Source organism: Citrobacter amalonaticus Y19, from assembly GCF_000981805.1.
In the GTDB taxonomy this organism is placed as follows: domain Bacteria; phylum Pseudomonadota; class Gammaproteobacteria; order Enterobacterales; family Enterobacteriaceae; genus Citrobacter_A; species Citrobacter_A amalonaticus_C.
Window position 1 is genome coordinate 3,020,734 of record NZ_CP011132.1, and the last position, 21,735, is coordinate 3,042,468.

At 55.6% G+C, this 21,735-nt stretch carries 16 protein-coding genes and 1 pseudogene; 7 read left to right on the plus strand and 10 right to left on the minus strand.

What is annotated here, in order from left to right:
* The 3 genes from F384_RS13955 (at position 1) to csiE (ending at position 3,750) form a co-directional block, all read left to right on the plus strand.
* The gene (locus tag F384_RS13955; protein ID WP_046485098.1) at positions 1 to 1,638 is read left to right on the plus strand and encodes an FGGY-family carbohydrate kinase; all 1,638 of its coding nucleotides are present in this window, start codon (positions 1 to 3) and stop codon (positions 1,636 to 1,638) included.
* Entirely contained in the window at positions 1,635 to 2,234 is a 600-nt protein-coding gene (locus F384_RS13960; protein WP_046485100.1) for a KpsF/GutQ family sugar-phosphate isomerase, read from the plus strand. The genes F384_RS13955 and F384_RS13960 overlap by 4 nt, the downstream gene beginning before the upstream one ends.
* Positions 2,235 to 2,469: 235 nt before the next feature.
* Positions 2,470 to 3,750 (plus strand): stationary phase inducible protein CsiE, encoded by a 1,281-nt coding sequence (csiE, locus tag F384_RS13965; RefSeq protein ID WP_046485102.1) that lies wholly within the window; start codon positions 2,470 to 2,472, stop codon positions 3,748 to 3,750.
* Here the strand turns inward: csiE and F384_RS13970 are convergent.
* The 4 genes from F384_RS13970 to F384_RS13985 all read right to left on the minus strand — a co-directional run bounded on the left by F384_RS13970 (position 3,742) and on the right by F384_RS13985 (position 10,589).
* Positions 3,742 to 4,881, minus strand: coding sequence for a 3-phenylpropionate MFS transporter (locus F384_RS13970; RefSeq protein WP_046485105.1), 1,140 nt, complete (start codon positions 4,879 to 4,881; stop codon positions 3,742 to 3,744). The two genes, csiE and F384_RS13970, sit on opposite strands and share 9 nt — an antisense overlap.
* 88 nt (positions 4,882 to 4,969) lie before the next feature.
* On the minus strand, positions 4,970 to 5,812 hold the full coding sequence (locus tag F384_RS13975; protein ID WP_046485106.1) for an aldose 1-epimerase: 843 nt from the start codon (positions 5,810 to 5,812) through the stop codon (positions 4,970 to 4,972).
* Positions 5,812 to 7,251, minus strand: coding sequence for a sugar porter family MFS transporter (locus tag F384_RS13980; RefSeq protein ID WP_046485108.1), 1,440 nt, complete (start codon positions 7,249 to 7,251; stop codon positions 5,812 to 5,814). Before F384_RS13980 ends, F384_RS13975 begins: the two co-directional genes overlap by 1 nt.
* 71 nt (positions 7,252 to 7,322) lie before the next feature.
* Positions 7,323 to 10,589, minus strand: a complete 3,267-nt coding sequence (locus tag F384_RS13985; RefSeq protein ID WP_046485110.1) for a DUF5107 domain-containing protein — start codon at positions 10,587 to 10,589, stop codon at positions 7,323 to 7,325.
* 113 nt (positions 10,590 to 10,702) lie between these two features.
* Here F384_RS13985 and F384_RS13990 point away from each other — a divergent pair, with 113 nt between their 5' ends.
* Both F384_RS13990 and F384_RS13995 read left to right on the plus strand, forming a co-directional pair.
* On the plus strand, positions 10,703 to 11,896 hold the full coding sequence (locus F384_RS13990) for an ROK family transcriptional regulator (protein ID WP_046485112.1): 1,194 nt from the start codon (positions 10,703 to 10,705) through the stop codon (positions 11,894 to 11,896).
* Positions 11,897 to 11,961: 65 nt separating this feature from the next.
* Positions 11,962 to 12,384 (plus strand): DoxX family protein, encoded by a 423-nt coding sequence (locus F384_RS13995; protein WP_046485114.1) that lies wholly within the window; start codon positions 11,962 to 11,964, stop codon positions 12,382 to 12,384.
* A 187-nt stretch (positions 12,385 to 12,571) separates the two neighbouring features.
* Here the strand turns inward: F384_RS13995 and glyA are convergent, their stop codons facing one another.
* Positions 12,572 to 13,825 carry a serine hydroxymethyltransferase gene (gene glyA, locus F384_RS14000; protein WP_042999800.1) on the minus strand — a complete coding sequence of 418 codons (1,254 nt, stop codon included), beginning with the start codon at positions 13,823 to 13,825 and terminating at the stop codon, positions 12,572 to 12,574.
* A gap of 327 nt (positions 13,826 to 14,152) precedes the next feature.
* Here glyA and hmpA point away from each other — a divergent pair, with 327 nt between their 5' ends.
* Together hmpA and F384_RS30790 are read left to right on the plus strand one after the other, a co-directional pair.
* On the plus strand, positions 14,153 to 15,343 hold the full coding sequence (hmpA, locus tag F384_RS14005) for an NO-inducible flavohemoprotein (RefSeq protein ID WP_046485116.1): 1,191 nt from the start codon (positions 14,153 to 14,155) through the stop codon (positions 15,341 to 15,343).
* Positions 15,344 to 15,350: 7 nt separating this feature from the next.
* Positions 15,351 to 15,443, plus strand: a pseudogene (locus F384_RS30790) (hypothetical protein); the annotation flags it as partial.
* Here F384_RS30790 and glnB read toward each other — a convergent pair.
* The 5 genes from glnB to F384_RS14030 all read right to left on the minus strand — a co-directional run bounded on the left by glnB (position 15,440) and on the right by F384_RS14030 (position 21,545).
* Positions 15,440 to 15,778 (minus strand): nitrogen regulatory protein P-II, encoded by a 339-nt coding sequence (glnB, locus tag F384_RS14010; protein WP_012906673.1) that lies wholly within the window; start codon positions 15,776 to 15,778, stop codon positions 15,440 to 15,442. The pseudogene F384_RS30790 and the gene glnB sit on opposite strands and share 4 nt — an antisense overlap.
* A gap of 60 nt (positions 15,779 to 15,838) precedes the next feature.
* Positions 15,839 to 17,173, minus strand: coding sequence for a two-component system response regulator GlrR (gene glrR, locus F384_RS14015; RefSeq protein WP_155404004.1), 1,335 nt, complete (start codon positions 17,171 to 17,173; stop codon positions 15,839 to 15,841).
* Positions 17,173 to 17,904 (minus strand): two-component system QseEF-associated lipoprotein QseG, encoded by a 732-nt coding sequence (gene qseG, locus F384_RS14020; protein WP_046485121.1) that lies wholly within the window; start codon positions 17,902 to 17,904, stop codon positions 17,173 to 17,175. The genes glrR and qseG overlap by 1 nt, the downstream gene beginning before the upstream one ends.
* A gap of 21 nt (positions 17,905 to 17,925) precedes the next feature.
* A complete protein-coding gene (gene qseE, locus F384_RS14025; RefSeq protein ID WP_046485124.1) occupies positions 17,926 to 19,356 on the minus strand; it encodes a two component system sensor histidine kinase QseE/GlrK in 1,431 nt (476 codons plus the stop codon).
* Positions 19,357 to 19,841: 485 nt separating this feature from the next.
* Positions 19,842 to 21,545 (minus strand): reverse transcriptase family protein, encoded by a 1,704-nt coding sequence (locus F384_RS14030; RefSeq protein ID WP_046485127.1) that lies wholly within the window; start codon positions 21,543 to 21,545, stop codon positions 19,842 to 19,844.
* Positions 21,546 to 21,735 lie beyond the last annotated feature (190 nt).

Below are 21,735 nucleotides of genomic sequence, written 5' to 3' on the forward strand. Positions count from 1 at the left end.
ATGGCGAGTTACTTTATTGGTGTGGATGTAGGAACCGGCAGCGCTCGCGCAGGCGTATTTGATCTTAACGGCAGAATGGTCGGTCAGGCCACTCGCGCGATTGAGATTTACCGCCCGCAGGCCGATTTCGTTGAGCAGTCGTCCGATAACATCTGGCAGGCCGTCTGCAACGCGGTTCGTGATGCCATTAATCAGTCCGATATCAACCCAATCCAGGTGAAAGGGCTGGGATTTGACGCCACCTGTTCGCTGGTGGTACTGGATAAAGAGGGCAAACCGCTGACCATCAGCCCTTCGGGGCGCAGCGAACAGAACATTATCGTGTGGATGGATCACCGCGCCATCACCCAGGCAGAGCGCATCAACGCGATGCACCACCGGGTTCTGGATTACGTGGGTGGGATTATCTCCCCGGAAATGCAGACGCCGAAGCTGCTGTGGCTGAAACAGCATATGCCTAACACCTGGGCAAACGCGGGCTACTATTTTGATTTACCTGACTTCCTGACCTGGCGCGCCACCGGCGACGACACGCGCTCCCTCTGTTCCACGGTGTGCAAATGGACCTACATGGGCCATGAAGACAAGTGGGATGCCAGCTACTTCAGCGAAATCGGGCTGGAAGACCTGCTGGAACACGATGCGGAAAAAATTGGCCGCTACGTGAAAACGATGGGCGAACCGCTCGGCCACGGGCTGACCCAGCGCGCCGCCAGTGAAATGGGACTGATTCCCGGCACCGCCGTCAGCGTGTCGATCATCGACGCCCACGCCGGTACACTTGGCACGCTTGGCGCTTGCGGCGTCTCCGGCGAAGTCGCTGACTTTGACCGTCGCGTCGCGCTGATTGGCGGCACCTCGACCGGTCACATGGCGATCTCTAAACAGCCGCGCTTTATCGGCGGCGTCTGGGGCCCCTACTATTCCGCCGTGCTGCCGGAATATTGGCTCAACGAAGGCGGCCAGTCCGCTACCGGCGCGCTGATCGACCACATTATTCAGTCCCATCCTTGTTACGAGACGCTGCTGGCGCAGGCAAAAGCGCAGGGACATACCATTTATGAAGTGCTGAACGCGCTGCTGCGTAAAATGGCGGGCGAACCGGAAAATATCGCCTTCCTGACCCGCGATATTCATATCCTGCCCTACTTTCACGGCAACCGTTCACCGCGCGCCAACCCAACGTTGACCGGGGCGATTAGCGGCCTGAAACTTTCCCGCACGCCGGAAGATATGGCGCTGCACTATCTGGCGACCATTCAGGCCATCGCGCTGGGTACGCGCCATATCATTGAGACGATGAACCAGAGCGGTTACAGCATCGACACCATCATGGCCAGCGGCGGCGGCACCAAGAACCCTATCTTTGTACAGGAACATGCCAATGCCACCGGTTGCGCCATGTTACTGCCGGAAGAGAGCGAAGCGATGCTGCTGGGCGGCGCGATGATGGGCACCATCGCCGCTGGCGTTTTCGAGACCTTCCCGGAAGCGATGTCGGCGATGAGCCGGATTGGTAAAACGGTCACCCCACAGACCAATCGCATTAAGCAGTATTACGACCGTAAATATCAGGTGTTCCACGAGATGTATCAGGATCATATGAAGTACCGTCAACTGATGCAGGGGGACGCATGAATCACTCATGGCAACAGGCCACCGATACCTGGACCCTCTACAGTGAGGCGCTGGCCGGTCTGGGTCAGCATCTGAACGAACCGGTCTGGAACGCATTAATGACGGAACTGCGCGAATGCCGTGGGAAGATCGTGGTCACCGGCGTCGGCACCTCCGGTATTGCGGCGCGAAAAATTGCCCACATGCTGGCCTGCGTTGAACGCCCGGCTATTTATCTCAACGCCACCGATGCCGCGCACGGCGATCTCGGTTTTCTACGCGCGGACGATCGGGTCATTTTGATCTCGCGCGGAGGCAACTCTGACGAACTGACGCGGCTACTGCCCGGTCTGAAGGTAAAAAACGTACCGATTATCAGCGTCACGGAAAACCCGGACTCCGCCATTGCCCGCGACGCCCGACTGGTGATTTCTACTGGCGTCCAGCGCGAGGCGGATCCACTGAACATGCTGGCAACCACCTCCATCATGCTGGTCATTGCTATCTTTGATGCCGCCTGCGCTTGTTTGATGAGCGAGAGCGACTACTCCAGAGAAACGCTGCTGGCTGTGCACCCGGGTGGTGATGTCGGTTTAACCCTACGACAAAAGCGCTAATCCATTAGCAACCTTTCAGCCTCGTCTTCGCCGACGGGGCTTTTTTCTGCGCAACATGAAGATAAAAAACGCGAAAAATCCTGGTAAAGCGCTGCGTTAAACTTTCTGGCGTGGCTGAACGCGTGAAAAATTCTGTGACGTCTCCCTGCAATCCTGACGCAAAACATTTCATTCGTAATGGCTATGGAAAAACTTTAGCTATTCTTATCTAACATACCTACGGGAGATCCGACAGATGATGACAACGCTTGCTCCGCCATCTGTACTTTCTGCTCCCCAGCGCCGTTGCCAGGTTTTGCTGACGCTTTTCCAGCCGGGACAAATTGCCACCGCGGAAATGTTCAGTGCGCTAAATGGTGTCGATGATGCAATTGCCCGTGAGGATATTGTCGAAACGGGACAAGAGATCCAGCGTTATCATCGACTCAGCATTAGCACTGGTCCGAATGGGTGCTACCGGATCGAAGGTACCGCGCTAAACCAACGCCTCTGCCTCTTACACTGGCTCAGACGCGGCCTGCGTTTGTGCCCGGCGTTCATTACCCAACACTTTGCCCCCGCCCTCAAAACCGAACTGAAACAGCGGGGGATCCTGCGTACGCTGTATGACGATACCAATCTGCACGCGCTGATTAACCTCTGCGCGCGTCGCCTGCAAAAACCGTTTGAGTGCCGGGACATCCAGTTCCTGCACCTCTATCTGCAATATTGCCTGTTGCAGCATCACGCGGGGATCTCCCCGGAATTTAATCCTGTCCAGCAGCGCTGGGCGCAATCCTGCGCTGAATACCCGCTGGCGCAGGAGATTGGTCGCCACTGGCAGCGGCGCGTCATGCAAAATGCGCCGCTCACGGAATCACTGTTTATGGCGCTGCTGTTTTCGATGATCCGTATCCCGGATCCGATTCGTGATAACCATCAGCAGAACCGGCGGTTGCGTCTGGCGATCGCCCGCCTGATCCTGCGTTTTCGCGAAATGGGCGCGGTGCGTTTCAATGACGAACACGGGCTGAATGCCCAACTCTATATCCACCTCGCCCAGGCGCTGAACCGCAGTCTGTTTTCTATCGGTATCGATAACACGCTGCCGGAAGAGTTCGCCCGCCTCTATCCGCGTCTGATGCGTACCACTCGTGATGCGTTACGCGGGCTTGAAGAAGAGTATGACGTTGAATTTTCTGAGGAAGAGACGGGACTGGTGGCGGTAATTTTTGGCGCATGGCTGATGCAGGATAATGACCTGCATGAGAAACAGGTCGTCTTACTGACCGGGGATAACCCGCAACTGGAACAGCAGATAGAGCAACAACTGCGTGAACTGACGCTACTGCCGCTGAACATCAAACCGTTGCCGATGCGGACTTTTCAGCGGGAGGGCTCGCCGCGCGGCGTGGCGCTGATTGTCACCCCTTACGCCACGCTGCTGCCGCTCTTTTCACCACCGTTGATTCACGCGGATCAGGCGCTGACACCACACCAGCAACAGCAGATCCGCAAGATGCTGGAATCAGGCTGAAGCGGCCACTTTTGGCCGCAACACCATGGCGGGTAGCGCCACCAGCGCCATTACCCAGAAGACGCCGTTGCCCAGATTCTGATACAGGAAGCCAGCGAACACGGTCATGATGGCAATGCTGCCGCCCATCGCCACCGCAGAATAGACCGCCTGCAGACGGATCACTTCGCTTCCCTGACGCGCCGCGATATAGCGCATCGCCGCCAGGTGGCACACGGTAAAGGTGCCGCAATGGAGGATCTGCACGACAATCAGCCACGGCAGCGCCGTCGTCCAGCCCATCAGTCCCCAGCGAATCACCCCGCAGACGGCGGAGAGCAGTAACAGATCGCGGGCGCTGAAGCGGCGGAACAGTTTGTTGCTCAGGGCAAAGATAATCACTTCCGCCACCACACCGAGCGACCAGAGATAGCCTACCGCCGAGGCGGAATAACCCGCGCCCTGCCAGTAAATGGCGCTAAAACCGTAGTAAGCGGCATGCGCCCCCTGCAACAGACAGACGCAGGCCAGAAAGCGCCAGCTCTGCGTGACCAGCGCCCGCCAAGCGGGCCAACCGGCGCTCTCCTGATGCCGGTTTTCCCCTTGTGGCAGCACGCTGGGGCGAATCAGCATTCCCAACAGCATGGAGGCGACGCCCAGCGTCAGCAGCGCCAGAACCGCCCGATAATCAAACACGCTGACCAGTTTTCCGGTCAACGCCGAACCGATGACAAACGCCACCGAACCCCACAGCCGTACCCGACCGTAGTCCATCGTAATCTGTTTTTGCCAGGTATTCGCCAGCGCGTCCGTGAGCGGCACCAGCGGTGAGAAGAAGAGGTTAAAGCCGACCATCACCACCATCAGCCAGGCAACGTGGGTTCCGGCCCAGAAAGCCAGCGCAAAGACCAACGCCAGTAGCGCCAGGATGCGTAACGCCCGAATCAATCGCGACGGGTCGCTGACCCGTGGGGCAATAATCAAACTGCCGAGAAAACGCGCCACCAGTCCAGCGCCTAACAGCAGGCCAATGGTCTCTGGCGTAAGGCCAAGCCCTTTAAGCCAGACGCTCCAGAAGGGAAGAAAAATCCCGTAGCTAAAAAAGTAGGTGAAGTAACCGAGCGCCAGCCAGCGCGTGGAGTGCAAAACCATGATCCCCTCCCGTGTGGAGGCGATAGTCTGGCGATAAACGCAGGCTGGCGCAAGTGAACATTAACAGTCACATAACAACGTTTTGCTGCTAATCAACACGAATCTCCATCTCAAAACGACACTGTTCTCCGGCGCCTAACATCCGTAATCCCGGCTGCCCCGGCATGTGGTGGGCGTTTACCGGATGCGTCTGCGGTTCCAGACAAAGGAACGACTGACCTGGCATTCTGAAAAGCATCAGCCAGGGAGTTTGCGCAGAAATCGTGATATTCATCACATCTCTGCGAATGACGGCCTGCCCACTCCAGCCGGAATACCCCACGTTCAACCAGCGATCCGCACCATATTGCGCCCTGGTGAAATCGACTTCCGCCGGGAGTTCGCTCTGCCAGGCCAGTGGCAAATGATGATCGCCTTCTGGCCAGTAACCGCTCGCCGAGAACTGCACGGTGCTTTGTGCATCAAACACAAAGAACGGGTGAAAACCGCAGCCGTAAAGCATCGGGCGTTTGCCCTGATGAACGATCGTCAGTGATGCCCTGAGTACCGACGCCTCCAGCGCATACTGGAGTTCTGCCAGATAGTCATACCCGCACGCCAGTTGACTGCGCAGACGCAATCGACAACTGTCGTCGGTTACATCTGCCACCTCCCAGTGCCTAAGCCAGCCGTCACCGTGCAGGAAAAACCGGTCATCAGCCTCATACAGCGGCAACAGCACCTCGGTTCCGCGCTGGCTGAAGCGATTGCCCGCCACACGATTGGCCACCGGCAGCATCGGAAACAACCCGCCATCACCGGCGGTTTTCCCCTCGCCTGCACGTAAAACCGGCTGTTGATGTTGTAACGAAAACAACGTCAGCAACCTACCACCCTGCGGGTCCACGCGCATCCGCAAATGCGCGTTATGCAGCGTCAGCGGCGCCGTCATCAGTGTACGCTTCCCTGCTTCGCCGACGAGCTGGCTTTCAGGTGCCTTGCCGCCAGTTGCTCCTCAAGGGCTTCCAGAGTGACGCCTTTGGTTTCGGGCACATTGCGTAGCACGTACACATAGCCCATCGCACAAATCACGCCATAGAGCAGGAAACTCCCGGCGGCACCCAACCCGGCATTGAGCAGCGGGAAGGTGTAGGTCAGCAGGAAGCAGGCAATCCACAGCGCCAGCGTACCCAGCGACATCGCCAGCCCACGCACACGGTTAGGGAAGATTTCAGACAGCAGCACCCAGGTGACAGGCGCCAGGGTCAGGGCATAAATCGCAATGGCTGCCAGCACCAAAACCAGCACAGGCCAGCCCATAATCCCCATTCCGTACGCACTGGCAATCAACACATAAATCACGGTCAGGCCGGATGCGCCAAACAGCATCAGTTTGCGACGACCGATTTTATCCACCAGCGGCAACGCGGCAAGGGTAAAGACCAGGTTGATAATGCCGGTGGCGACGATAGATTTCAGCGTACCGTTGATGTCGAAACCGGCAGAGGCGAAAATCTCCTGCGCGTAGTTAAAGATCACGTTGATCCCGCACCACTGCTGGAAGACTGCCAGCACCATGCCGATAATGACGATCGGTTTGATCTGCGGTTGCAACAGCGTTGACCACGCCACGTTGTGGTTATCTTTGACCAGCGTGTGCTCAATCTCTTTTAGCGTCTGCCCGGCATACTCCACAGAGCCAATACGTTGCAGCATAGCGCGCGCACGCTCCGGTTTACCCGCCTTCACCAGCCAGCGCGGGGATTCAGGGACGAAAAACATCAGCACCAGAAACACCAGCGCAGGGACTAACTCTGCGCCAAACATCCAGCGCCAGCCCATCTGCCCGTTCCAGCTCTCAACAATGGCCTGTTGTGTCGCACCGGTAGCAACGGGTTCGGCGATCATCAGGTTGATCAGTTGCGCCGCCAGTACGCCAATCACGATGGTCAACTGGTTCACTGCCACGAAGCGCCCACGTTTCTCCGCCGGACTGACTTCGGCGATGTACAGCGGACTGAGCGCGGATGCAAGGCCAATCCCGACGCCGCCGACGATGCGGTAAACCACGAACATGTCGAAGTTGCTGGCAACGGCAGTTCCCCATGCGGAGGCGCTGAACAGAATAGCCGAGAGGATCAGCGGCATTTTTCGGCCAAATTTATCCGCACACCAGCCGGAAATCAGCGCCCCAAAAATACAGCCTACCAGCGCCGAACTCATCGCCCAGCCCGACTGCGCCGGATCGGTTATCGAGAAGTACGCTTCATAAAAGGGTTTTGCCCCGCCAATCACCACCCAGTCGTAGCCAAACAGCAAACCGCCACAGGCCGCGACCAGACAGATGGTCCAGACGTAGCCGATTTTCAAATGTGTCTGCGCGTTATTCATTATGATTCCTCTTTCAGGGAAACGCAGGGAACAGTAAGTTTCCGGTGGCGTCACCGCCACCGGCTCAGGGTTTAGTGCAATAATTCCAGTCTGATGACATGGCGCAGGAGCAGAGCTTTGTCATGCGCCGGATTCTGTTGCAGAAGTGCGTCAAGCGCCTGCTGGCAGGCGGACAAATCCCCCAGCCCCAGATGCCCCAACGCGGTGATAAACAGGCAGTGCTGCTGATGTTTTGCCTCTGCCGGGGTGTCGAGCACCACCAGATCCGGTAATGAGACAGCGAAGAAATCCACCTCCGGCACATGGTCTCGCTGCGACGCCACCCATTGCAGGAAGCTTTTGAAGAGTTGTTCTGCCTCGTCACGCTCATCCAGTTTTTTCAGCGCCATGCCCTGCCAGAAGAGGTAGTCCACGGGCTGATCGTTGTAGTAACGACCGGCATCCAGAGTGCTTCCGCCACGGGTGGCGCGGGAAAAGTAACGCTGCGCCTCGTCATGATGTCCCTGGCGTTGGGCGCAATAGCCCAACAGATACCAGATATCGTTATCCGTTTGTCCGGGTAAACGCCCTTCCCCCAGATTATGCGGATAGCTCAGCGCCTGTTGTAGCAGGCTGACCGCGTCAGATAACGCCTCCCTGCCGATCGCCGCCAGCGCCCGATGAATCTGGTTCAGCAAGTACTGCCCGGTCGCTTTCCCCTCGCCCCCTTCCCAGGGATGGAACACGCGCTCGCCAAGAACCTTCGCCGCTTCATCGTAGTGGCCCAGTCCGTTCCACAAGCTGAGCAACTCCACCGTCAGATCGTCACGCTGGAATACCACCGCTTTGCGTGATTCAAGCTGTTGTAAACGCTGCTCGACAGGCGTCGCCAACAGCTTATTGAGGTAATCCAGTTCAAACAGGAAGCGGGCATTGTCAGGCTCCAGCGCCACAGCCTGTGACAAATACTGATGTGCTTTTACGGCATCCTGCTGTTTGTTCCACGCATAAATCCCCAACAGACGATGCACTGGCGCAAACTCGGGCTCCTGTTGCAGGGTGAATTGCCAGCAGGAAAGCGCCTCTTCGTAGCGGCGTTTGCTGTACCAGAAGCAACCCAACAGATAACGGGTATATGCACTGTGCGACAGCGTTTGCAGCATCTGCACTTCATCGAGAGTATTCGGGAAACGCACCCGGTTGTGCAGGCAGGCACGTGCCTGGGTGATGAACGGCTGCGGATCGTCGCTTAGTGATGCCCGCCACAGCAACGGCAGTGTTTCCTGGCTGTCCAGCAGCGCCAGCAGTTCGCGAGCCGCCGCTTTCTGACCGAAAGAAAGCAGCCATCCCGCCAGTTCACACGCGTTGGTGCCACGTCGACCGGTAATGGTGATAAGTGCCGTTTTCGACAGTTCATCCCGGCGTATTGCCCAGCGAGCATAATGCAGCGCGTAGCTGAGCGGATAGTCATGGAGCTGCTGTTCGATGTACTTCAACGCTTCTGATGTGCGCCCCAGCGCTGCCAGCACCAGCGCTTTCATCCCCATCGCCAGGTTGTTGCTGCCGTTAAAACGCAGACTCTGCGTCACTTTTTCCAATGCATCCGCATGGTCACCGCGCGCCATCGCGATCCTCGCCAGTGCCCAGAAGGCCGCATCGCGACAGTTTCCACTCCAGCTCGCTTTGTAGTAATGATCCCAGGCCTGTTCGCAATCGCCCTGGCGCTCCAGCGCAGCGGCCAACAACATACTGGCTTCGCCATCGCGCGGATTTTTGTTCAGGTGATGCGCTCGCTGCAATGCTGCTTTCGCGCAGCGTTCAGCCTGCGTCCAGTCAGCCTGGTTCAGCGCCAGCGTCCCTAGGGCGACGTTGTTGCGATAGTCCAGCGGATCGATCTCCAGCGCCCGGCGATAGTAATCCCCGGCGTAGCGACTGGCATGGTTGTACTGCTCCAGATGCTGACCGATAAAGTAGAGTTCATCCGTGTTGGATAATGCCTCTGGTTGCGCGGGGGCCGTTGCCGCCGAGGGGAGCGGCAGATCGTCAGCAATATGTTCTTCATACTGCAGCAGCGTCTGGCCGTCGTGACGCGTGACCGTCATGGTGATCCGTGCATAACCCGAATCGGCAAGCGTCGTCAGCCAGCTTTTCCCCGGCGCCAGCGTCAGTGTGGTTTCGAAGAAAGGCGCGCCGTCTGCGCTGAGCGTCACCCGCACGTCATGTAATGGCGCAACCGCATAGACGCCGACGGACAGCCGGTTTTCATCACGCACCAGTCGCAGCGCCAGCTCAGTGCTGGCGTTTTGCACCATCCCTAATTCGCTGTACGGCAGGAAGTTCTGAACGAACACCTTCTCTTCGTAAGGCGCAAGCCAGGTGAAATCAGGTTGGTTGTCCGTAAACACCCCGGTCATTAATTCGATGTACGGACCATTCTCATCGGTCAGGTTGCGATCCCAGGCGACACCGAAATCCCCGTACCCCCAGCTCCACTGTTTTTTTCCCGGCGAGATATGATGATCGGCAACGTGCAATAGTCCACCGCATTCACCATGATGCCAGGCACCCACAAAGTCGTAGTCCGATTTTTCTGCCATGTACGACGTTGGCACCGGCACATTCTTATAGCGGGAGATATCCACCCCTGCCGAGTAATCGACTTTGTAATAAGTGCCCGTGGCGATCGGAAAAGCGGAGACATCACGTTTGCCGTGATCGAATACCGCCGTAACATCAGGCGGAAATACGCTTTGGTGATCGTCACCGCCCTTCACCGCCGGGTTCGCCCACCACAAAAAATGGCGCGGCGTGGCGTTGCCGTTGAAGACTTTACCGGTGATTTCTATCAGCGCACGATCCGGATAAAGAGTGAACCCGGTCATCACCTGCAGGCCGCGCATCGGCTCCACTTCGCCCATCCAGACGGTTTGTTCACCATGGTCCCCTGCCTGCTGCGTAAAATCCACCGGCATAAAGGTGGTGGGACGATGATGCTGCGGCCAGTTAAATTCGATCCCGCCAGAGATCCACGGCCCGAGCAGGCCAACCAGTGCAGGCTTCACCACCTCGTTGTAATAAACGAAATCGCGCTGCTGCACTTTGTCATACGCGCGATGAATACGCCCGCCCAGTTCCGGCAACAGCATGACGCGGATAAAATCATTTTCCATCCACACAGCCTGGTACTCGCGCATCTCGCGTTTGCCGGTCAGGGTGTCGATCACGCCGTAAGGGTAAACCGCACCTGAAGACCCCTGATAAACCCGTTTTTCCAGGAACATCGGGTTGGTATCTTCCTCACCTACCGTCCAGGTCGGTAGTGAAAGGGTTTCCTGCCAGACCTTAACTGAACCGTACATGCTGCCTCCACTCAATAAACAAAAGTAAAATGTCATCTTGTGGCTATTGTGTGGCAGATAACTGGCGGTAAAATGCACAATGCTCACGCAATATAGTTAAGGGAGTTAAGTGTATGCAGCGTTCGGGATTCAATAACGCCCGGGTCAGACAGGCGAATAAACAGATCTTCCTGTCGCATTTGTGGCGTGAAAAGCAGCTTAGTAAATCGCAGTTGGCGCAGTTCACCGGCCTGTCGATTCCGGCGGTGAGTAACATTCTTGAAGAGTTACTGGACGAAGGCCGGATTTGCCACTCCCGGGAAACGCTGAGTCAGCGTGGGCTCAGCAGCGGAAGTTTTCATCTGCCGGAACAGGGCGCGTGGACGCTATGTATGAACGTCACCCCCACCAGCCTGACCAGCCAACTGGCCGATGCCCGACTGGTGGCGGTTGGCGACTGGCAGCATGAGGTGATCAATGCCGCGACGCCTGAAGCGCTGCTCGCGGCGATTGCCAGCCACTGGCGTCGCTGGCGTCAGCGCTACCCCGACACCACGATCAACCTGGCGCTGGGTGTCCACGGTCAGGTCGATCCGATCACCGGCGCGTCGAAAACCATGCCGCAGGCACCGTGGAAAACGCCAGTGGAAATAAAGTATCTGCTGGAGGAGCGGCTCGGCATACAGGTCCGTCTGGACAACGACTGTGTGATGTTGGCGCTGGCGGAAAAATGGCAAAACCCGGCAGCCAACGAGGATTTCTGCGTCATCAACGTCGACTACGGTATTGGGTCCTCTTTCGTTATCAACGAACAGATTTATCGTGGCAGTCTGTACGGCAGCGGTCAGATTGGGCATACCATCGTTAACCCCGACGGCATCGCCTGCGATTGTGGGCGTTACGGCTGTCTGGAAACCGTCGCCTCTCTGAGCGCATTGAAAAAGCAGGCCAGGGTCTGGATGAAAGCGCAACCGATGGCGGGAAGGGATCCGGAAACGCTGACCACGGATATGCTGATCGATGCCTGGCGCAAGGGAGATGTGCGCATTCAGGCGTGGGTGGAACATGCCGCCAGCGCGATTGGCTTAAGCTTGTATAACTTTCTCAATATCCTGAACATTAATCAGATTTGGCTGTACGGACGCAGTTGCGCCTTCGGTGAACCCTGGCTCAACACGCTACGGCAACAGACGGGATTTAATCCCTTCGATCACGGTGATAACCCGCGAGCGAAAGCGACGCAGATTGGCTTTGGTACGCTGACTCGCGCCCAGCAGTTGATGGGAATTGGCTATCTGTACGTCGAGTCGCAACTGAACGACATTTAGCCAATGGCGAGGCGAGGCGTTGTGTATTAATTTTAAAGTACGTTACTCATGTCAATGAGCCTGCTATGAACACGTTACGCTATTTTGATTTTGGTGAATCACGTCATCTGTTTTTATTGATTGCCCGCATTGCGCTGGCAATTCTGTTTATTATTTTTGGCTTTCCTAAACTGACAGGGTTCGACGGGACCGTGCAGTACATGACCTCTCTCGGTGCGCCTGCACCAATGCTGGCGGCCATTATTGCCGTTGTCATGGAGGTTCCTGCGGCGATACTGATTGTGCTGGGCTTTTTCACTCGTCCCCTGGCGATTATTTTCGTTTTCTATACGCTGGGTACCGCCGTGATCGGTCATCACTTCTGGAATATGACCGGTGATGCGGTGGGGCCGAATATGATTAACTTCTATAAAAATGTCAGCATTGCCGGGGGGTTTTTGTTATTGGCCGTGACGGGTCCGGGGGCGATATCGGTAGACAGACATTAGACCGTCGCCCGATGGCGCTTCGCTTATCGGGCCTACAAAACCATTGATATCGTAGGTTTTTGTAGGTCGGGTAAGCGTAGCGCCACCCGACAATTCATGTGTAGAAGATGTACCAATTTCGTCTGCAGGATGTTTGTCATCAATCAAAAAGGCCGCATCATGCGGCCTTTTTGATTTCTGCGATAACTTACGCGTAAACCGGGAAGCGTGCGCAGATGTCCAGAACTTTACCTTTGATGCGCTCAATCACCGCTTCATCATTGATGTTGTCCAGCACGTCACACATCCAGCCCGCCAGCTCTTTCGCTTCCGCTTCTTTAAAGCCGCGACGCGTAATGGCCGGAGAACCGATACGGATACCGGAAGTGACAAACGGGCTCTTCGGATCGTTCGGCACGCTGTTTTTGTTCACAGTAATGTTGGCACGACCCAGCGCGGCGTCAGCTTCTTTACCGGTCAGGTTTTTGTCCACCAGATCCAGCAGGAACAGGTGGTTCTCAGTACCGCCGGATACCACTTTGTAGCCACGGTTCAGGAACACTTCCACCATCGCTTTGGCGTTTTTCGCCACCTGCTGCTGGTAGACTTTGAACTCTGGCTCCATCGCTTCTTTCAGCGCCACGGCTTTACCCGCGATCACGTGCATCAGCGGACCGCCCTGCGCGCTTGGGAAAACAGCAGAGTTCAGTTTTTTGTACAGCTCTTCGTCACCGCCTTTCGCCAGGATCAGGCCACCGCGCGGGCCAGCCAGCGTTTTGTGGGTGGTGGTGGTCACAACGTGAGCATGCGGAACCGGGTTCGGGTAAACGCCTGCGGCGATAAGACCCGCAACGTGCGCCATATCAACGAACAGGTACGCGCCGATGCTGTCAGCGATTTCACGCATTTTTGCCCAGTCAACCACGCCGGAATAGGCAGAGAAGCCGCCGATGATCATCTTCGGTTTGTGAGTCTGAGCCAGCTGCGCCATCTCTTCGTAGTCAATTTTACCTGACTCATCGATACCGTAAGGCACGATGTTGTACAGTTTGCCAGAGAAGTTAACCGGGGAGCCGTGAGTCAGGTGACCGCCTTGCGCCAGGTTCATACCCAGAACGGTATCACCCGGTTGCAGCAGCGCGGTATAGACGGCGAAGTTAGCCTGAGAGCCGGAATGCGGTTGCACGTTAGCGTAGTCTGCGCCAAACAGTTCTTTCGCGCGGTCAATCGCCAGTTGCTCAACGATATCCACGTATTCGCAGCCGCCGTAGTAGCGCTTGCCCGGATATCCTTCAGCGTATTTGTTGGTCAGCTGAGAGCCCTGCGCCTGCATGACGCGCGGACTGGTGTAGTTTTCGGAGGCGATCAGTTCGATGTGCTCTTCCTGACGTACTTTTTCCTGCTCCATAGCCTGCCACAGTTCGGCATCATAATCGGCAATGTTCATTTCACGCTTTAACATCCGCATCTCCTGACTCAGCTAACGATAGAATTTTTGGCCTTAAAAGGCAGTCCTGTTGGACAACGGGCAACAGTATAACTGAATCATTCTGCGATAACAGGTCTTGACAAAGGAATTTACGCAAACGATTACCTCCACTCCACATAAGGCTTTGCCGAATGAAGACCTTACAAATTTCAACGGATTTCTTTTCAGGTTTGTGATGCAGATTTTTCACGTTGTAACGTTTAATACGTAAAGCGCCAAAGAACCATTTACAGTGCAGGGGTATTTTTTATAAGATGTATTTGACATACATCATTAAAGATTCACATAAAGGAAGACCGTATGCTTGACGCCCAAACCATCGCCACTGTAAAAGCCACTATTCCCCTGCTGGTTGAAACGGGTCCCAAACTGACCGCCCATTTTTACGATCGCATGTTTGCTCATAACCCTGAACTCAAAGAAATTTTCAACATGAGTAACCAGCGTAATGACTCACAGCGTGAAGCCCTTTTCAATGCCATTGCCGCCTATGCCAGCAATATTGAGAATCTGCCTGCCCTGCTGCCTGCGGTCGAGAAAATCGCCCAGAAGCACACCAGCTTCCAGATCAAACCAGAACAGTACAACATTGTCGGTACACATCTGCTGGCGACCCTCGACGAAATGTTCAGCCCGGGCCAGGAAGTGCTGGATGCGTGGGGTAAAGCCTACGGCGTGCTGGCTAACGTCTTTATCAATCGCGAAGCGCAAATCTACACTGAAAACGCCAGCAAAACCGGCGGCTGGGAAGGCACGCGCCCGTTCCGTATCGTGGCGAAAACGCCACGCAGCGCACTGATTACCAGCTTTGAATTTGAACCGGTAGACGGCGGCGCTGTGGCCGAATACCAGCCAGGCCAGTATCTCGGTGTCTGGCTGAAGCCAGACGGTTTTCCGCATCAGGAAATTCGTCAGTATTCCCTGACCCGCAAACCAGATAACAAAAGCTACCGTATAGCCGTTAAGCGTGAAGAAGGCGGTCAGGTTTCAGACTGGCTGCATAACCATGCGAACATCGGTGATGTCGTTCATTTAGCCGCGCCAGCAGGCGATTTCTTTATGGCGGTTGCCCGCGACACGCCGGTTTCGCTGATTTCTGCCGGCGTCGGTCAAACCCCTATGCTGGCGATGCTGGATACGCTGGCCAACGCGCAGCACAGCGCCCAGGTCAACTGGTTCCACGCCGCAGAAAACGGCGATGTGCATGCGTTTGCCGATGAGGTGAGCGAACGGGGAAAAACGTTGCCGAACTTTACCGCGCACACCTGGTATCGCGAACCAACCGAAGCCGATCGGGCGAAAGGCGCATTTGATAGCATTGGGCTGATGGATTTGAACAAACTGGAAGGCGCAATCAGCGATCCGGCGATGCAGTTTTACCTGTGCGGCCCGGTTGGCTTTATGCAGTTTGCCGCGAAGCAGCTTGTTGAACTGGGCGTGAAAAACGAAAACATTCATTACGAATGCTTCGGCCCGCACAAGGTCTTGTAATTACGTCATGCCTGATGGCGCTACGCTTATCCGGCCTACGGGATGTTGTAGGCCGGATAAGGCGTTCACGCCGCCATCCGGCAAGCACGGCGCGGCTTAAATTGCCGCGTCGTCTTCTTCACCGGTACGAATACGTACCACGCGCGCCACATCAAAGACGAAAATCTTACCGTCGCCAATTTTGCCCGTCTGCGCCGTACGGATAATGGTATCCACGCAGGTTTCAACGATATCGTCAGGCACGACGATTTCAATTTTCACCTTCGGCAAAAAATCCACCATATATTCCGCGCCACGGTACAGCTCGGTATGCCCTTTCTGACGCCCAAAGCCTTTCACTTCGGTGACGGTCATACCGGTGATCCCTACCTCAGCCAGCGCTTCACGCACATCATCGAGCTTGAAGGGTTTAATAATCGCATCAATCTTTTTCATGCTAGTCCTTGAAAAGGTCGCCTGTCTTTTAATCGGATAAACGTAACATATTACGCTAACTTATTCTTTGAAATCGTTTGCATCCAGCTCATGGCGCGACAGCAGCTTATAGAACTCCGTCCGGTTACGGCCCGCCATTCTTGCCGCATGTGTGACATTGCCTCGGGTGATTTGCAGCAACTTGCGCAGATAGTTCAGCTCAAACTGATTACGCGCTTCGACAAAGGTCGGCAGGGCGGTATTTTCCCCTTCCAGCGCCTGCTCGACCAGGGCATCGCTGATCACCGGCGAGGAGGTCAGCGCCACGCACTGTTCGATCACGTTCACCAGCTGGCGCACGTTGCCAGGCCAACTGGCAGTCATCAGCCGCTTCATTGCATCCGTCGAAAACGCGCGCACAAACGGCTTATGCCGCTCCGCCGACTGGCGCAGCAGATGATTTGCCAGCAGCGGAATATCTTCCGTTCGCTCCGCCAGGGCCGGGATCTTCAGACTGACCACATTGAGGCGGTAGTATAAATCTTCGCGAAATTCGCCGCGCGCCATCGCTTTCGGCAGATCGCGATGGGTTGCCGAAATGATGCGCACATCAATATCGATATCGCGGTTGCTGCCAAGCGGTCTGACTTTACGTTCCTGTAAGACGCGCAGCAGTTTGACCTGTAATGGCGCAGGCATATCGCCAATCTCGTCAAGGAACAGCGTCCCGCCTTCCGCCGCCTGAAACAGCCCTTCACGGTTGCTCACCGCGCCGGTAAACGCACCGCGTGAGTGGCCGAACAACTCCGACTCCAGCAGTTGTTCCGGTAGTGCGCCGCAGTTGATGGCGATAAACGGTTTACCGCTGCGCGGGCTGGCATTGTGGATAGCCTGAGCGAAGATCTCTTTCCCGGTGCCGCTCTGACCATTGATCAACACGCTGACGTCGGACTGCGCCACCATCCGCGCCTGTTCCAGCAGACGCAGCATCAGCGGGCTACGCGTGACAATCGATTCGCGCCAGCTATCGTCCGTGGCGGGTGCCGACTGCTCAAGCGCCTCATCGATCGCCTGATACAACGCGTCTTTATCCACGGGTTTGGTCAGGAAACTGAACACACCTTTTTGCGTTGCCGCGACCGCATCCGGAATCGAACCGTGAGCGGTAAGAATGATAACCGGCATCCCCGGCTGAACCTTCTGGATCTCGCTGAACAACTGCATGCCGTCCATCTCATCCATGCGCAGATCGCTAATCACCAGATCCACTTTTTCACGGTTCAGAACGCGCAGACCTTCGGCCCCGCTCTCTGCGGTTACCACGCTATAGCCTTCACTGGTCAGACGCATGCCCAGCAGTTTCAACAGGCCAGTGTCATCATCCACGAGCAGTAAATGCGCCGGTTTACGACTCATTATGGGGTCACCTCATCTTGTGAAGGTACAGGTGCTTGTCCCTCAGACTTGTCGCCGCCATGCGTCGCATCCTGATTGTAATTTCCCGCCGGTTTACGGGTGGAAAGCTGACGCTCAATATCGGTCAGGTTTTCCAGCTTGCGCGTCGTGAGATCGAGCTGTGCCTGAAGGTACTGGTGCTGCTGACGCAACGTATCCAGATCGCCATCGGTCGTTTGCTGCAGTTTGCTGTAGCGCTGACGTTCTTCGGCGAGCTGGAGCTGCAGCGACTGACCGTCGCGCCAGATCTGATAAAGCGGACGCACCTGCGCCGGAATTTGCGGGCTTAACGCATCCAGTCGCGAGATGTTCTCGCGACGCTCCAGCGGCGTGATTTTGGCATTCGCCAGCAAGATGCCGCGTTTAAAGGCATTTTGCCAGCTGTCGTCGCTCAGCATACGGGCCTCGCTGCGCGACTGCACCGGCAACAGGCGATCCGCGCAGTCAATGGCGCGCAGCCAGTAAAGGGGATTGCTGTCAGTCGATTGCCCCTGCAATGCCCAGATATCGGTGCACTCAACCGACAGGTAGTCCGCCAGTTGATACGTCGGTAGGACGTCCAGTGGCGCATCTCCCGTGATGTGTTTCACCACATGCGGCGTACAGCCCATCAGCGCAAGGCAGGGCATTCCCGCCAGGATGACCTGGCGGGAGAATAAACGTTGGAAAATGTGAACAAAAACGTGTGGCATATTCACCAGGCTTAGCGTTATTTAATCGTTTTTCGTTGCAGATAACGGCAGTGCTATGCGAAAGCAAACCTCTTGCGCCTGTTCATCGACAAGATACAGCTCCCCCTGCATACGGCGGATACAATCTCTGGCGATGCTCAACCCCAGTCCGCTCCCCTTCACTGCCCCTTTCCGTTGATGACTTCCCTGGAAAAAAGGTTCGAAAATCATGGTTCTTTCCGCTTCAGGGATAGGCGTTCCGGTATTGATAACATCGATATATACCGTTGTCCCCTGTAAGCGGCTGCGAATACGAATGTTACCGGATTCAGCCCCGTAGTGCACCGCATTGGAATAAAGATTGTCCAGTACGCTCATCAATAACATCGGCTCGGCAAGACAGCGTTCTGCCGCCAGTTCAATGTCGGTATGCATCATTTTAGCGCGGGCCGGTAGACTATGAGCGGAAACCACCATATCCACCAGCGGTTCAATTTCCACGCTTTCCATTTCAATGGCGCTGTCAGCCAGTTTGCGGTTGTAATCAAGCAGTTGTTCAATCAATTTTTGCAGATTGCGGCTGCTGTCATCAAGAATGTCAACCACCTCTTTTTGTTCCGGCGTCAGCGGCCCCACCACCTGATCCGCCAGCAGTTCGGTCCCTTCCCGCATACTGGCCAGCGGGGTTTTCAGTTCATGGGAGAGATGGCGCAAAAATTGATGGCGCTGGGATTCAAGCCAGGAGAGGCGCTCGCTCAGCCAGATGATCCGTTGCCCAACGGAACGCAGTTCGCGCGGCCCGGCAAAAGTGACGGTATTGCCCAGCGATCGCCCTTCCCCCAGGCGATTGATCATCCGCTCGATGCCCTTTACCGGCCCGATAATCATTCGCGTGAACAGCAGCACCATCGCCAGACTCACCAGAAACAGTACCAGCGCCTGCCAGCCGAAGAACTGCCCGCGTTCGGCGATCTCCTGTTGCAACTGCTGCCCGCGTGAGAAAACCACGGTACGCGTCGCCTGCACCATTTCGGTATTGGCATTGGCAAACGCTTCCAGTCGTGCAGCGGCGGCGGTATCGGGCCCGCTGTTATGGCATTGCAGTTGCGCCAGACCGTTCAGGTCCTGACGCAGCGCCTGATACAACTTATCGTCAGGCAGCACGCCCGCATGGGCGTCCAGCATTTCGCTGTAGCGTTTGCGCTGGCTCTGATACACCTTCGCCAGCGTCGGATCGTCAAGGACGCAATACTGACGGTAGCTGCGCTCCATCTCCAGCGCGGCATTGGTCATCGCCTCGCTGCGGCGCGCGTCGATAAGGGTGGTACGGTTCGTCAGCGCCGCCTGGGCGCTGAGCGCGTTCAGACTTTGCCACGCCTGCCAGGCGAGGACCAGCAGCGGTAACAGGATCAGCAGGAATGCCAGCGTCACCAGTTGGCGTAATGACCGGGGGAAAACAGACCAGCGCTTCAATGCGTTACTCTCACAGGAGATGAATAGGACGATGCTAACTGAGGGGAACGCCAGATACAACAAAGCCGGGCTGAACCCGGCTTTGTTATGGAATAAGGCGGTGCCTAACTCGACGTTTCGCCCGATGGTTGATAAAGCAGCGCTATTATCAGATGTTGGACGGCAGGCACCTTGTTGTGCGTCATTCGAAGTTTATGTAGCACGTCCCGAAGGGGCTGACATAAGAAGGTGAATGAGCCACTGTCTACTATTATGCAGTAACTATGCCAATATTGAAAACAATTTATTAACACAATGAATTTGATGAGTTTTATTGCCAATCCATGTTTCTGGCACTCTGAATAATTTCCAGGCAAAGTGTCGCTAATTAGCAACACCTTAAAGAAAACATTTCAGTACTCATATAAATCAAGCAGTTAAGTGTCTCCATATAGAGACACCTCTTACGCCCGATTGTCGCAATTTACCGACACCCCTAACACGCTTTATTTCCGCATCAGGAAGTAGAGAATTATCGCAATCAGGATTATCCACCATTTCACTGAAGTGCGTGCTGGCTGATGTGCTGGCGCATCAGCGTTCACGGTCCGCGGTGTGTCGTTATTTGGGGAAGTTGGCGAAGTCACGGATACAGGTCGCCGCATCGCCTGCTTCTGTTGCATTGTGAGTTCCAGTACCGGTGCCGACGGTCCCTGAGCCTGCCACCAGTTATCACGCGGTGCTTCGCCACGCGCCGCTTTTGCCCGGAATAATGTCTTGTTCAAGGCAGTAATCCGCCCCGGACGTGTGGCATAGCCAAAACGCCGCTTCAGGTCGGTAACCTGTTTTTGTAGCGGGATCCCTTTATCGGGTGCTACCTGAGCCACAAAATTCGCGTATCCCTCAAGGCTTGCCATCAGTTCGCCCGCCCCCCAGCGTTTGCCTTCGATACCATCTTTGGCAATCTGAAATAGCAGAGCGCGAAATCGCTTCAGGGTTTTACGATCCAGCGATGGTTTCTCATTAACCACAATCCCGGTCACTTCTTGCTTTTGCGGCTTACGCATCACTCTTGTTTTCTCAGAATGAAGCCTGAACCCTTCATCCTGAACAATCTGCTTACAGCGCCACAGCAATTGCTGAACGTTGGCTGATTTATCCGCACAGGAAAAGGTCATGTCGTCTGCATAGCGGGTGTAAGTAAACCCAAGCTTGTTTGCCATCCCATGCATACGACTATCAAGACGACGGCAGATAATATTCGAGAGCGCCGGGCTGCTCGGTGCCCCCTGGGGCAAAAAGCGCTCCCCCTGTTGTACAAACCAGTTTTCACCGTCCAGGACAACCTGCTCCGCTTCGGGTTCTGTCGTTAACAGAGCAAGTTCCGTGGCAATCTGCTCCGAATAACCCAACTGACGAAACACGCCTTTAACCCGGCGATAGTTCACCGTCGGGAAGAAATTCTCCATATCCAGATTAACCACAATCGCCTGATTCACGTGCGGTAGTGCGTTGCTCAGGATACTACGTCCCGTCACAAAGCCATGTGCGGCATCATGCAGCGGCACACGATTGAGAATATTTTCGAGGATCCAGTATTGAGCTCGCTTCAGACGCGGCATCGGCGCGGAAATCAGCCGCTGACCCCCGTTTTTTTTCATAAGAGAAAAACGTCGGTAATGGTTGATACGCGACACCTCTTTCTGAAAGCATAAAAAACGCAGCTCGTTAAGCGTAATCCCCATCGCGGTTGCCAGCGCCTGACTGTTCGCCAGTTGCGGCAGATGGTGCTGCTGCAATCGGGCGTCATCATGCGTGGTTTCATCGAGGCCGAAAGAATAACCCGCGCCGAGATAAGTAATTTCTGATCGTTGTTTTTCATGCCACTGTTGCGCACGTTCATAGCGCGCCTTGTTGCGGGCGATTCGCGTCTGTTCGCGTTTTTCCAGCGCCGCTTTTTTCCGCGCTTTATGCAGCTCCCGCAAGGCTTTTTGCGGATCGCTGTACAACTGCTGCTTCCGCCCCAGTTCGGCAAGTTGCTTCTCCAACGCCGCCCGTCGGGTAATGAATTCTGTCGTCAGGTCAGGCTTTTCCTGCGTGGCATCCCAAAAACCAAGACGGATCATCTCGGCCTGGATGTACTCCTCTTTACTGGTTTCGCGGATCCGCTCATAGATTTGCTGACGGGTCAGCTTCGGTGTCTCAGACATAACGAACACTCCCTGATCGTAATGCGGGATAAGATGCGAAGAGTAATGGAAGGGATAGCGGCGTGGCGGATAAGGCCTTCGAAGAGTTCCTGGTACTGAGGTTATCCACTCGACGCAGAGTGGAGTACCTGTCACTCATTGGCTTCGTTGAAGCCATACTGCAATAGTGACAGGTACTCACACTCTGCCC